Here is a 12,368-nt window from a genome sequence, read left to right as displayed (position 1 = left end):
GGCGTCAGCCGGTCTCGGTGGCGCCCAGGGCGCCGGCGATCTCGTCGAGGATGGCGGGGTCGTCGATGGTCGCCGGCACCGCCGGCGACTCGCCGTTGGCGATGGCGCGCATGGTCTTGCGCAGCACCTTGCCGGAGCGTGTCTTGGGCAGCCGCGCGACCACGAAGGCGCGCTTGAACGCCGCCACCGCGCCGATCTCGCTGCGCACACGCGCGATCAGCTCCTCGACGATGGTGTCATGGTCGCGCTCGACACCGGCCTTGAGCACGACCATGCCCACCGGCAGCTGGCCCTTGGTGGCATCGGCCACCGCGATGACCGCGCATTCGGCGACGTCCGGGTGGCCCGCGAGCACTTCCTCCATGGCGCCGGTGGACAGCCGGTGGCCGGCGACGTTGATGATGTCGTCGATGCGCGACATCACCCAGACATAGCCGTCGGCGTCGATCCTGCCGGCGTCGCCGGTCAGGTAGTAGCCCGGGAAGCGCGCCAGGTAGTGCTCGCGGAAACCGTCCTCGTCGCGCCACAGCGTGGGCAGCGTGCCGGGAGGCAGCGGCTGGCGTACCACGATGTTGCCGATGGCGTCGCGCTCCAGGGGCCGGCCGTCGTCGTCGACCACGGCGATGTCGTAGCCGGGCACCGGCAGGCCGGCGGAGCCGATGCGCACGTCCAGGCCCGCGTCGAGCCCGCGGCAGATGCCGGCGATGGGCCAGCCGGTCTCGGTCTGCCACCAGTGGTCGATCACCGGCACCTTCAGTAGATCACCGGCCCAGGTGATGGTGTCCGGGTCGCAGCGCTCGCCGGCGAGGTACAGGGCCTCGAAGGCGGACAGGTCGTAGCGCGCCAGATGCTCGCCCTTCGGGTCTTCCTTCTTGATGGCGCGGAAGGCGGTGGGGGCCGTGAACAGGGCCTTGACGCCGTGATCGGCCGCGACCCGCCAGAACGCGCCGGCGTCCGGCGTGCCCACCGGCTTGCCCTCGTACATCACCGTCGTGCAGCCGGCGAGCAGCGGGGCGTAGACGATGTACGAATGGCCCACCACCCAGCCGACGTCGGAGGCCGCCCAGAACACCTCGCCCGGCCCCATGTCGTAGACCGCGCGCATCGAGTAGTGCAGCGCCACCGCGTGGCCGCCGTTGTCGCGCACGACGCCCTTCGGTCTGCCCGTGGTGCCGGAGGTATAGAGCACGTACAGCGGGTCGGTCGCGGCCACCGGCACGCATTCGGCGGGCTCGGCCGCGGAGACGGCCTCGCGCCAGTCGTGGTCGCGGCCCGCGGTGAGCGCGGCCGCGCATTGCGGGCGCTGCAGGACGATGCAGGCCTCGGGCTTGTGGCTGGCGCCTTCCAGCGCCGCGTCGAGCAGCGGCTTGTAGGCGATGACGCGGCTGCCCTCGATGCCGCAGGAGGCCGACAGGATCAGCTTCGGCCGGGCATCGTCGATGCGCTTGGCGAGCTCGGGGGCGGCGAAACCGCCGAACACCACCGAGTGCACGGCACCGATGCGCGCGCAGGCCAGCATGGCGATGGCGGCCTCGGCCACCATCGGCATGTAGATGACCACCCGGTCACCGGTTCCGACGCCGTGTGCGCGCAGCGCGCCGGCCAGCGCGGCGGTGGCGTCGCGCAGCTCGCGGAAGGTATAGCGCGTCACCGAGTCGGTGACCGGGCTGTCGTGGATCAGCGCCAGCGTGTCGCCCCGGCCCGCCTCGACATGGCGGTCGACCGCGTTGTGGCAGGTGTTGAGCCGGCCGCCCGCGAACCAGTGCGGCGCGCCGTCCGGGTCGTCATGGGTCAGGATGCTGTCCCAGCGTCGGTCCCAGTGCAGTGCCTCCGCCTGTTCGGCCCAGAAGGCGGTGGGGTTGTCGATGGAAGTCCGGTGCTGTCTGCGGTATTCGCCGTCGGTCATGGTCGTCTCCTCGCGGGCCAACGATGGCGCGCGCGTATCGGCGCGCGGCGACAGTGTGCGCGGTGCGTCGCGGCAGCGCCATGCTTCAAAAGGCGTAGAACGAGCGCGGTGCCGGCTCAGTCGATATCGGCGCGCAGGCGCTGTCCCCACTCCGCAAGCTGGTCGAGGATGCCTGTCGCTTCCGGCGTCGAGTGCATGCCGCGAAGCTGCGCCAGCAGCGCGTCGTAGTCGTCGAGCGAGAGCCCGCCATCGGGCGCGAAGCGCAATCGTCCCTCCCGCCAGCGCTGCCACTCGGCGCGTTCCTCATCGTCGAGCGAGTCGGGGAAGTGGCGGGCGCGATAGCGCATCAGCAGCGCATTGAGCCGCTCGTCCGCGAATGGCGCACCCAGCGCAGCCAGGCCGCTGCCGTCGAGATGGCGGATCTCCTCGCAGCGCTGCCGGTCGCCGTTGTCGACGAAACCGTCGTAGAGTCCCTGCTCGGGGTCGGCGCTGGGCGCGAAGTCCTGTTCGGAGAACAGCGCGACCGCGGTCTCGCGCACGTCGTCGATGGCCGCGACGAGTTGCCCTGCATGCTTCTCGCAGCGCTGCATGTCGAGTTGCAGACGACCGGTGTCGACCCCCTTGAGCGTGCTCACCGGCGCCAGTACCGGGCAGCGGTTGAGATGGACGTTCTTGAGTGGCAGGCGCTCGACGTCGTCGGGCAGATCCTCGGCGGGCGTGAAGAGCCGATCGAAGAGCTCGTCCGGCGGCAGCTCGAGCAGATCGCGCGGGTCGTGACGCAGGTCGAAGCAGATCACCGCGTTGTTGTTGAATGGATGCGGCGCGATCGGAAGGATGGGGCTGATGCAGCCGGTTGCGGCCGGGAATCGCTGCGAGACGTGCAGCACCATCGCCGGCGCGTCGGGGTCGAGCATGGCGCGCGCCGAGCGCTTGTCGCGGTTGTCGAGGACATAGGCGAACAGCTTCGGCTTGCGGTCGCGGAGCAGGCGGGCGAGGGCGATGGTGGTGTGCACGTCCGACAGGGCATCGTGTGCGCGCTGCTTCTCCAGCCCGTTGGCCTCGGCCAGATCCTCGAGGCGGAAGCTGGTCGCGCCATCGTCGCGGCGCGGCCACTCGATGCCCTCGGGGCGCAGCGCGTGCACCAGGCGCACGGTGTCGATGAGGTCCCATCGCGAGCACCCCTGGCGCCACTCGCGCGCATAGGGATCGCGGAAGTTGCGCCACAGGGTGTGGCGGGTGACCTCGTCGTCGAAGCGCAGACTGTTGTAGCCGACTCCGCAGGTGCCCGGTGCACCCAGCTCGCGCTCGATGCGTGCGATGAACTCGGGCTCGGGCACGCCCTCGGCCTCCGCGACCTGCGGCGTGACGCCGGTGATGAGACAGGCTTCGGGGTGCGGCAGCAGATCGTCCAGAGGCCGGCAGTAGAGCACCAGTGGCTCGCCCTCCGGCTCGAGGTCCAGCGTGGTGCGCATGCCGGCGAACTGTGCCGGGCGGTCGCGCCGGGGGTTGCTGCCGAAGGTTTCGTAGTCGTGCCAGTAGAAGCTGGGTTCGGCCATGGCCGGTCCGTGCGGCGGAATCAGCGCGCACTCTACCGCGAGCCCGGGCCGCTCCGGGTGAGGAAGCGCAGGGCATTGTCGGGATAAGCTGTGCGCCACACCGGACCCGCCCGACCGCATCGCCGATGGAACAGTTCGCCTCGCTCGACTCCCTCCTGCTGGACAATCCGCTGCGCGACTGGCTGGCCGCGCTCGTGATCGCGCTGGCGATCAATGTCTTCGTCGGTGCCCTCAAGTGGCTCTCGAAGGCGCGTCTGGCGGCGATCGCCCAGCGCACCGCGACGCCGTTCGATGATTCGGTGGTCATGGCCGTGGGTCGCACGCAGCAGGGGCTCGTGCTGCTGGTCTCGCTCTATATCGGTTCGCACTATCTGACGCTGCCCGAGACGACCACGCCCGTGCTGCGGGGCATTGCGGTGATCGCCGGCTTCTGTCAGCTCGGGCTGTGGGGCGGCGCCATGATCGAATTCTGGATCGGCCGCTCGAAGAAGCGCGCGCTCGAGGCCGACCCCGCCACCGCCACCACGCTGGGCGCGGTCAAGTTCATGGCCCTGGTCATTCTCTGGACCATGCTGCTGCTGCTGGCGCTGGACAACCTCGGCGTCAACGTGACGGCGCTGGTGGCCGGGCTCGGTGTCGGCGGCATCGCGGTGGCGCTGGCGGTGCAGAACATCCTGGGCGATCTCTTCGCGTCGTTGTCCATCGTCGTCGACAAGCCCTTCGTGCTCGGCGATTTCGTCATCGTCGACACCTTCATGGGCAACATCGAGCACATCGGCCTCAAGACCACCCGCATCCGCAGCCTCGGCGGCGAGCAGCTGGTATTCGCCAACTCCGACCTGCTCAAGTCGCGCCTGCGCAACTATCAGCGCATGCAGGAGCGTCGCGTGCTGTTCCGCTTCGGCGTGCTCTACAGCACCGACGCCGACGAGCTCGAACGCATCCCCGAGCGCGTGCGCGAGATCATCATCGCGCAGCAGGACGTGCGCTTCGACCGCGCCCATTTCTGCAACTTCGGAGCGTCGTCGCTGGATTTCGAGGTGGTCTATTGGGTGCTGGACCCGGACTACGTGCGCTACATGGATCTGCACCAGCAGATCAGTCTCGGCATCGTCCGTGCCCTCCGCGCGGCGGGGGTCGGCTTCGCCTTCCCGACCCAGACCGTGCACATCGAGAGCATGCCCGCCGAGCGGCCCGCACCGGCCGCACCCGCTCCCGGTTCAGGATGAATTCATGTCGGCTGCCGGACGCTCGTGATCGGTTCCGCCGGGAGACACGCACGATGAAAAGAATGATCCTTTCCCTTGCAGCCGCCGTTTTCGCGGCGCCGGTTGTGGCGGTTGCGGGCGGGAGCGCCGGAACCGCCCAGGCACCGGTGCTGCTGGCGCAGTCGAACAACGCCGAAGCGTTCAAGGAACGGCGCGAGGAGCGGCGGGAGGCCGCCCGCGACAAGTGGGAGTCGCTCAGCCCCGAGGAGCAGAAGGCGCGCAAGGATGCCTGGCGCGACAAGCGGGACGAGCGCGTCGATTCGGCCCGCGATCGCTGGGACCAGCTCAGCGACGAAGAAAAGGCTTCCGTGCGCGAGAAGGCCGCCGAACGCCGCGCCGAGCGGCACGACGCCATGCGCGAGCACTGGGAGGGCATGAGCGACGACGAAAAGGCTGCGGTCGTCGAGGCGGCGCGCGAACGCAAGGACATGCGCCGCGATGCCGCGCGCGAGAACTGGGACGACATGACCCCGGAGGAGCGCGAGGCAGTGCGCTCCGCGATCCGCGAGCGCTGGGAGCGCTAGCCCGGTCGCGCGCACCCGGGCCGGGGTCAGTCCCCGGTCGGCGGCGCGAATGCCGCGGTCAGCCGGTCGAGCGCGTCGGCGAGCTGGTGGAGCGCCGCGTCATCGAGCGATTCACCGATGCGCGCATTGATGTCCCCGAAGGCGGCCCGCGCGCGTTCCAGCGCGTCGCGCCCGGACGCGGTCAGTGTCAGCACCCGGGCCCGGCCATCATCGGGGGCGCGCTGTCGCGTCAGTGCGCCCGATGTCTCCAGACGCCCGACCGCGGCGGTGATCGCCGACTCGTTGAATCCCAGGCGCCGGGCGAGGGCGCGCTGCGTCGCTCCGGGCGCGGCCTCCACGAGCGTGAGCACTGCGGCCTGGGCGGCGGTGATGCCGGCCGCCCCGATCAGCGCCCGGTCGGCGGATTTCTGCAGGCGATGCGCTGCCAGCTGCACACGGTGGTAGATCCGCAGGTCGGCGGGATCGGCGCTGTTCGGGGATGCGCTGGACATTGCTTCACGACCGGAGCCACAATAACTTCACTAGTGAAGCATATGGAGGCGCGTCATGGAAGCGATCGATGTGTGGGCCCAGATCACCACGCCGCGCATGGCGCAGCAGCCCTGGCTGGCGCCGCTTCTGCGCTGGACGGGGCAGTCGGAGGCTTCGCTGGCGCAGACCCCGGCGGAGACGGTCGCCGAAATGGACGCGGCCGGCGTATCGATGGCGCTACTGTCCGCCTGGTACGGGCCGGCAGGCGCGCTGATCAGCAATGACGAGGTTCGGGCCCAGATGGACGCGGCCCCGGCGCGCTTCCGGGGACTTGCCTCCGCGGATCTGACCGATCCCATGCGTGCGGTCCGCGAATTGCGGGACTGCCTGCAGGACGAACGCTTCGTCGGCGTCCGCATGGTGCCGTGGCTCTGGGACCTGCCGCCCAACGATCGCCGCTACTACCCGGTCTACGCGGCCTGCATCGACGCCGGAGTGCCGTTCTGCACGCAGATCGGGCACACCGGGCCGCTGCGCCGCTCCGAGACCGGGCGCCTGATCCCGTATCTCGAGGACGTCATGCTCGATTTCCCCGAGCTCACGGTAGTCGGCGGTCACGTCGGCTTCCCGTGGCTGGACGAGCTTATGACCATGAGCATCAAGTTCCCCAACTTCCACGTCGACACCTCCGCCTACGCGCTGGCGCGTCTGCCGCCGGCCTTCGTGCAGTGGATGAAGGGACCGGGGGCGGGGCGTGCGATGTTCGGCTCGAACTGGCCGATGCTGTCGCCCGCGCGCTGTCTCGCCGGCCTCGATCAGCTCGGGCTCGATGACGAACAGCGCGCGGCCTTCCTGGCCGGCAACGCCAGGCGGGTCTTCACGCGTCTGGCTGGCGCTGCGCCCTGATCGGATCCGCGTCCTCTCTAGAGGGCAGGGAATGAGCGGGGCCCGTGCCCCCCGTCTACCGGAAGCGCCTGCGTGTGGGGACAGCGTGCGCCGGGGCCAGGGAAGGCCCCGGCAGGGTCACTTGGCGAGGTCCGGAAGACCGAGCTTAGTGACTGCGGCCAGGCTTGCCGGCGGTGGTATCGTGAGGGCGGCGCATCGTCGCGTTCACGCGGTGAGCGCATCGCGCCGGAAGTCATCGAGGGCCTGCTCGATCTCTTCGCGGGTGTTCATCACGAATGGCCCATACTGCACAACGGCCTCGCCGATCGGCTTCCCCGCGATCGCCAGCAGCCGCGCACCGTCGTCGCCCGCCTTCACGGTCAGCACGTCGCCGTCGGTCAGCACGGTCGCCCCCTGCAGCGGCACGGCATCGCCGTCGATCTCCGCGCCGCCTTCGTAGAGATACACGAAGGCGTTGTGCCCGCTGGCGATCGGCAACTCCGCGGCGGCGCCGGGGTCGAGGATCAGGTCGAGGTAGAGCGGGTCGGTGCTGCGCTCGTGCTCGGCGTTGACGGCGCCGCGCAACGCTCTGTCGCCGATCGTCACCGCGCCCGCAATGCCGCGCACGCGCACGCCACCGTCCAGCGCGGTCTCCGGAACCGCATCGGGTGCGATGTCGCGATAGGAGGCAGGCTGCATCTTCTCGGCCGCCGGCAGGTTGATCCAGAGCTGGAAGCCGCGCATGCGGCCTTCGCGCTGCTGCGGCATCTCGGAGTGGATGACGCCGCGCCCGGCGGTCATCCACTGCACGCCGCCGGGCCCGAGATCGCCGGTGTTGCCGAGGTGGTCGCGGTGCTGCATGCGGCCGTCCAGCATGTAGGTGACGGTCTCGAAACCGCGGTGCGGGTGCGGCGGAAAGCCGGCCACGTAGTCGTCGGGATTGCTCGAGCTGAATTCGTCGAGCATCAGGAAGGGGTCGAGACGCAGGGCGGGACTGCCGCCGATGCTCCGGCGAAGCTGCACGCCGGCACCGTCGGAGGTCGGTTGACCGGGGATGTGCCGCAGGATGCGGCGCGCGATCTGGGGCATGGCGAATCTCCCGCGTGGGCCTGCGTCATTAGATGCGGGCGCGCTGCGCGCGGACAAGCCAGCGTTTTTCGCGTCCGGCTTCAGTCGCGGTGAACGGTCGCGGTCGTGTCCGCGATCAGTCTTCGGACCACATGCGCTGGAGACGGCCACGGATGCGCACCAGCGCCAGCATCAGCGCGTCGCGGTCGCTGTCGGGCGCATGCATCGCCGCGACCAGCTGGTCGCATTCGTACAGCAGCTCCCGCTGCGCGCCATCGCGCACCTGGCTGCGGATCCAGCCCACGACGGCCCAGCGCTCGCCGCGCGTCACGGTGTCGACGCGGTGCACGGTATCGGCGGGGTAGACGAAGCAGTCGCCCGCCGGCAGCTTGATGCGGCGCTCGCCGGCGCTCTCCGCCACCACCAGCTCGCCGCCGTCGTAGTCGTCGGGTCCGGACAGGAAACAGGTGAACGACAGATCGGTGCGCATGCCGCCAATGTGGGCATCGTCGACGTGCCAGCCGTACTGCATGCCCTCGGCGTAGCGGTTGACCTGGATGCGCGCGAAGGCGCTCGGCCGCGCATAGGCGGCAATCACCGGATGGGTGCGCAACCGTTCCTCGACGAGCTTCGCGATGCCGGTCGCCGTGCGCGACGGCGCCAGCTGCTCGTTGCGCTTAGCGCGCCGCGCCATGCCGTGCGCGGTGTCGCCGCCATCGACGATCACGGCATCGCCATCGAGCTGTTCCCGGATGGCGGAAACCGTGGGCGCGTCGAGCACCCCGGCGACGGCGAGCATGGTGCCGGCGACTAGTCGATGGCCGTGGCGGCGAGCTCGACGCGGGCGGTGGCGCCGTAGAGGCGGGCCGGTTCGCGGTCGAGCGTATCGGGCGGGACCAGCCCGACCCACAGATCGCGGATCTCGTCGAGCTGGGTGCGGGCCACCGCGATGGCGTCGTTGACGCCGCCGCGGGCGGTCTGTTCGCTGTCGTCGGCGAGGCGGTCCACCATCCGGCGGGCGACGCGCACGAAGCCGAGCGCATCCTGGTATTCGTGGGCGTTCTCCATCCGGCCGTCGACCACCGCGATGGCGTACTCGGCCGCGGCGGTGCGCATCAGGCGAACGATCACCCGGAACTGCATGATGGCGTCGTTGCGCTCCTCGGCCGGGACGCCGGCCTCGGCCGCAGTGATGCCTTCCCGCACCGCCGTGTAGGCAGCCTCGACCGCCTCGCGCTCGCCGCCTTCCTCGACCGTGGTCGCGAGGGTTTCCAGCGCATCGGCGAAGCCGTCGACGCCGCGAGCCTCGAAGGCCGGCACGAGGCCTGCGTAGAGCTCGTGACCGGGGTGCTTCATGTGCGTCACCGCGGCTTCGGTGTGGCCCTCGCGGTAGAGGTCGACGCCGACGTCGAGATGGCCGCGGATGAGCGCCAGCTGTGCGAGATAGGCCGCAGCGCTGTTCATGACGGTACCTTCGCCCCCGGCCTCGCCTTCCCCTTCACCCTCGGTGGCACCGATCTGCGCGAGCTGGATCGCGCCGGCGGGGCCATGCCCGGCGTGCGCCGGATCCGGCGCATCGGTGGCGAGCGCGCCGGTGACCGTGCCGCCGGCGGCGAGCAGCATGCCCAGCCGGTAGACCGGATGCAGGCGGAAGCGGGGTTCGGCGTCGTTGCGGGGCGGCTTCTTGTCCATTCGGGAGGCATCGTGGTTGAGAATGCATAGCATTATCGGCTCCAGCGGCCCGCGCGTAAAGGCGAGGGCCGGCGCGGGGGCATCGCCGGTGGCGCCTGTGCGCGCGGGCCTCTAGGATGCGACGCACGTTCAGGGCGACCGGGGCCGCCGTCATGTCGACAATGTTGTTCTCGCTGGTCTGTGCCGCAGGCGTCGCGCTGGTGCTGGTGGCGGATCTCACCGGGCGGCGCTGGCTGGAATGGATCGGCAAGCCGCTCGCGGCCGCCGTCTTCGTGGGCGCCGCGCTTCACTGGGGCGCGCTCGACAGCACCTACGGACGCTGGATCCTGCTCGGGCTGGTACTGGGTGCGGCCGGTGACGTGCTGCTCATGCCGCGCGACAACGAGAAGGCCTTCCTTGCCGGCATGAACGCCTTCCTGCTCGGGCATGTCGCCTATGTGGTCGCATTCTCGGCGCTGCCGCTCGACGGCACCGCCGCACTGATCGCGGCGGTTGTGATGGCGATGGTGCTGCTGGCCGTTGCCGGCTGGCTGATGCCGCACGTGCAGAACGACTTCCGCCTGCCGGTGCTGACCTACTTCGGTGTCATCGGCGTGATGGTGGTGGTGGCGTGCAGTGCGGTGGCGGCCGGTGCGCACTGGCTCATCGCGGTCGGTGCCATCGGATTCGCGCTCTCGGACGTCTCGGTGGCGCGCGATCGCTTCGTCGCCGCCGGCTTCGTGAACCGAGTGTGGGGCCTGCCGCTCTACTTCGCGTCGCAGATGCTGATTGCGGCCAGCGTTGCGTTCGCGGGATGAAAAATGGCCCCGCCGGAGCGGGGCCAAGGTCTTTCACCACGATGTACCGCGGCCGCTAGAGCGCGATCTCGCCGCCGTCCTCGCGCCGGATGGCGACGGTGGTCGAACGCGGCAGGTTGTCCGGTCCGGATGCGCCGCCCGCCGGAAAGCCGTTGGTGGGCGGGAATGCGTCGCCGGGATGCTGGATATTGACGAACAGGGTGCGTGCGTCGGGTGACAGCACGATGCCGGTGACCTCGCAGTCTCCGGGGCCTACGAGCATGCGGCGCAGCGCCGACTGATTGTCGGCTGTCAGGGTGCGGTCGCCGCGCAGTCCACCCGGCACCACGGCCAGCAGCTGATCGTTGGTGGCGTCGGCCACGGCGTTGCCGCCGTTGTCGGTCTGGATCCACAGAACGCCGCGCGGGTCGAAGAACAGGCCGTCCGGGCCGGCGAACTGATTGTCGGCGGTGAGACCCGAGCGGTTGACGGTGTCGGGGTCCGCGTCTGCCGGCGCGCCGAAGGCGAATATGTCCCAGGTGAAGCCGGTCGCGGCAGGATCGTCGCCGTCCTCCCGCACGCGCAGGATGTGCCCCCAGAGGTTGGGGTCGCGCGGGTTGGCGGCGTTGGGCGAGTCCGACGAAGCGTCCTTCTCGTCGTTGTTGGTGAGCGTGAGATAGATCTCGCCGGTGTCGGGATCGGTGGTCGACCACTCGGGGCGGTCCATGGGGGTGGCGCCGATCAGGTCGCCGGCAATGCGCGCGTAGACCAGTACCTCGGCCTGCGAGTCGAAGTTCTGCGCGAGGGTGTCGTTGTTCGCGATGTCCAGCGCGATCCACTCGCCGCTGCCGCTCGCGTCGAGCCTGGCGACATAGAGCGTGCCATTGTCGAGCATGTCCGGATCGGGGCTGTCGGGATCCCAGGCATCGGCGGTGACGAACTTGTAGAGATACTCGTTCTCGTCGTCGTCGCCGGTGTAGAAGGCGATGGGCTGTCCGGGCGTGATGCGCCCCGGCTCGCAGCCCTCGTGGGCGACGCGGCCGAGGGCGGTGCGCTTGACCGGGGTGCTGGCGGGATCGAAGGGATCGATCTCCACGATCCAGCCGAAGTGGTTGGCCTCGTTGCGGTAATCGTCGGCGGCGCTGCCGCCGGTCGGTGTCGTATCCCAGCGCGCGAACTCGCCGTTATCCTCGCTGGCGTCTCCCGCGACGCCGTGCCAGAGGTAGCCGAAGCCGCCGGCATTGATCAGGTAGCGGCTCTTCTCCTGGGGCACCGGATCCTCCTGCGTGGTGACGTAACCGCGGAAGTTCTCCTCGCAGGTCAGGTAGGTGCCCCAGGGCGTGAAGCCGCGGCCGCAGTTATTGATGGTGCCGCGGCCCTGCGTGCCGTCGGGGCTGTAGGCGGTCTGCAGCAGCGCTGAGCCGGCGGCCGGGCCGGAGAAGCGCATCGGCGTGGCGGCGGTGATGCGACGGTTGCGGCCGTTGTCCGAGACCCGCCATTCGCCGGCCATGCGCTGCAGCTCGACCACCGATACGCCGTGACCGTTGATCTCCTTGCGGACCTGGTCGGCATTGGTGGGCAGGCCGTTGCCGTCGGTCTCGCGGTTGGTGACGGCGCTCCCATCCTCGACGCGATAGCCGTGGAAGAAGTCGAAGCTCAGGCTCTCGTGATTGACGCACAGCAGCCCGTTGGTATCCGAGCCGTCGATCGGGAAGAAGTGCATGCCGTCATGCCACTCACCGCTCTGCTGCGCCTGCTCGGCAGCGGTGTTCGATCCGTCGGGCCGGAATGCCGGGAAGTCGCCGAGGATGGGGGTGCCCCACGGAATCAGCGCATCGTAGGTATAGCCCTCGGGCAGAGCGATGGTGTCGATGCCGGAGCCGGCTACACCCTGCACCGACTGGAACCGCAGCTCGGGAGGCTGGTTGCCGCCGCCCGAGGAACCGCCGTTGTCGTCACTGCAGCCGGCCAGTCCGGCGCCGACCAGTGCGCTGCCGGCGGTGACGCCGAAGCTGCCGCGCAGCGCGTCGCGACGCGAAAGCCGCGCCTGCAGCATGCTGCGCAGGGAGGGGGAATCGTTCTGCTCGCGCGTGTCGCGCGATGCCGCGGAGCGAAGTCGCTTCATGACGGTGCCTCTCGGAACGTTGCTCTTGTGGGTCCGAGCCACGCTAAAGGCACGCTGTTACATGGCAGTTGTGCGCGTCTTACGCCGACGTTGCAGC

The 12,368-nt window shown here is 69.8% G+C and carries 11 protein-coding genes; 4 read left to right on the top strand and 7 right to left on the bottom strand.

The features are described 5' to 3' along the window. Positions 1-4 precede the first annotated feature (4 nt). Positions 5-1,906, bottom strand: coding sequence for a propionyl-CoA synthetase (locus KAH28_RS09135; RefSeq protein WP_290575877.1), 1,902 nt, complete (start codon positions 1,904-1,906; stop codon positions 5-7). 116 nt (positions 1,907-2,022) lie between these two features. After that, complete coding sequence (gene sbcB, locus KAH28_RS09130) at positions 2,023-3,462, bottom strand: exodeoxyribonuclease I (RefSeq protein ID WP_290575875.1); 1,440 nt, start codon at positions 3,460-3,462, stop codon at positions 2,023-2,025. Between the two features lie 125 nt (positions 3,463-3,587). Here sbcB and KAH28_RS09125 point away from each other — a divergent pair, with 125 nt between their 5' ends. Both KAH28_RS09125 and KAH28_RS09120 read left to right on the top strand, forming a co-directional pair. Further along, positions 3,588-4,691, top strand: coding sequence for a mechanosensitive ion channel family protein (locus tag KAH28_RS09125; protein ID WP_290575873.1), 1,104 nt, complete (start codon positions 3,588-3,590; stop codon positions 4,689-4,691). Positions 4,692-4,744: 53 nt separating this feature from the next. Further along, positions 4,745-5,254: a hypothetical protein gene (locus KAH28_RS09120; protein WP_290575871.1), complete on the top strand. Its 510-nt coding sequence runs from the start codon at positions 4,745-4,747 to the stop codon at positions 5,252-5,254. Between the two features lie 26 nt (positions 5,255-5,280). Here KAH28_RS09120 and KAH28_RS09115 read toward each other — a convergent pair whose 3' ends face one another. Beyond that, complete coding sequence (locus KAH28_RS09115) at positions 5,281-5,745, bottom strand: MarR family transcriptional regulator (RefSeq protein WP_290575869.1); 465 nt, start codon at positions 5,743-5,745, stop codon at positions 5,281-5,283. Positions 5,746-5,800: 55 nt separating this feature from the next. On the opposite strand from KAH28_RS09115, the gene KAH28_RS09110 reads away from it, so the two are divergent. Then, positions 5,801-6,631, top strand: a complete 831-nt coding sequence (locus tag KAH28_RS09110; protein WP_290575867.1) for an amidohydrolase family protein — start codon at positions 5,801-5,803, stop codon at positions 6,629-6,631. 204 nt (positions 6,632-6,835) lie between these two features. On the opposite strand, the gene KAH28_RS09105 is transcribed toward KAH28_RS09110, so the two are convergent. The 3 genes from KAH28_RS09105 to KAH28_RS09095 form a co-directional block, all read right to left on the bottom strand. After that, on the bottom strand, positions 6,836-7,699 hold the full coding sequence (locus tag KAH28_RS09105) for a pirin family protein (RefSeq protein WP_290575865.1): 864 nt from the start codon (positions 7,697-7,699) through the stop codon (positions 6,836-6,838). Between the two features lie 115 nt (positions 7,700-7,814). After that, the gene (locus KAH28_RS09100) at positions 7,815-8,477 is read right to left on the bottom strand and encodes a Fe2+-dependent dioxygenase (protein WP_290575863.1); all 663 of its coding nucleotides are present in this window, start codon (positions 8,475-8,477) and stop codon (positions 7,815-7,817) included. 11 nt (positions 8,478-8,488) lie between these two features. Further along, positions 8,489-9,370: a hypothetical protein gene (locus KAH28_RS09095; RefSeq protein WP_290575861.1), complete on the bottom strand. Its 882-nt coding sequence runs from the start codon at positions 9,368-9,370 to the stop codon at positions 8,489-8,491. A 152-nt stretch (positions 9,371-9,522) separates the two neighbouring features. Here KAH28_RS09095 and KAH28_RS09090 point away from each other — a divergent pair, with 152 nt between their 5' ends. Further along, positions 9,523-10,167, top strand: coding sequence for a lysoplasmalogenase (locus KAH28_RS09090; RefSeq protein WP_290575859.1), 645 nt, complete (start codon positions 9,523-9,525; stop codon positions 10,165-10,167). Positions 10,168-10,222: 55 nt separating this feature from the next. Here KAH28_RS09090 and KAH28_RS09085 read toward each other — a convergent pair whose 3' ends face one another. Next, positions 10,223-12,271 (bottom strand): PhoX family phosphatase, encoded by a 2,049-nt coding sequence (locus KAH28_RS09085; RefSeq protein WP_290575857.1) that lies wholly within the window; start codon positions 12,269-12,271, stop codon positions 10,223-10,225. Positions 12,272-12,368: the final 97 nt, after the last annotated feature.

It is taken from the genome of Algiphilus sp. (assembly GCF_023145115.1).
Lineage (GTDB): Bacteria > Pseudomonadota > Gammaproteobacteria > Nevskiales > Nevskiaceae > Algiphilus.
This window is presented reverse-complemented; position numbering and strand designations above follow the sequence as displayed.

Coding starts and splice junctions, on each gene's coding strand:
- KAH28_RS09135 (WP_290575877.1), bottom strand. CDS start 1,906: ATGACCGACGGCGAATACCGCAGACAGCACCGGACTTCCATCGACAAC.
- sbcB (WP_290575875.1), bottom strand. CDS start 3,462: ATGGCCGAACCCAGCTTCTACTGGCACGACTACGAAACCTTCGGCAGC.
- KAH28_RS09125 (WP_290575873.1), top strand. CDS start 3,588: ATGGAACAGTTCGCCTCGCTCGACTCCCTCCTGCTGGACAATCCGCTG.
- KAH28_RS09120 (WP_290575871.1), top strand. CDS start 4,745: ATGAAAAGAATGATCCTTTCCCTTGCAGCCGCCGTTTTCGCGGCGCCG.
- KAH28_RS09115 (WP_290575869.1), bottom strand. CDS start 5,745: ATGTCCAGCGCATCCCCGAACAGCGCCGATCCCGCCGACCTGCGGATC.
- KAH28_RS09110 (WP_290575867.1), top strand. CDS start 5,801: ATGGAAGCGATCGATGTGTGGGCCCAGATCACCACGCCGCGCATGGCG.
- KAH28_RS09105 (WP_290575865.1), bottom strand. CDS start 7,699: ATGCCCCAGATCGCGCGCCGCATCCTGCGGCACATCCCCGGTCAACCG.
- KAH28_RS09100 (WP_290575863.1), bottom strand. CDS start 8,477: ATGCTCGCCGTCGCCGGGGTGCTCGACGCGCCCACGGTTTCCGCCATC.
- KAH28_RS09095 (WP_290575861.1), bottom strand. CDS start 9,370: ATGGACAAGAAGCCGCCCCGCAACGACGCCGAACCCCGCTTCCGCCTG.
- KAH28_RS09090 (WP_290575859.1), top strand. CDS start 9,523: ATGTCGACAATGTTGTTCTCGCTGGTCTGTGCCGCAGGCGTCGCGCTG.
- KAH28_RS09085 (WP_290575857.1), bottom strand. CDS start 12,271: ATGAAGCGACTTCGCTCCGCGGCATCGCGCGACACGCGCGAGCAGAAC.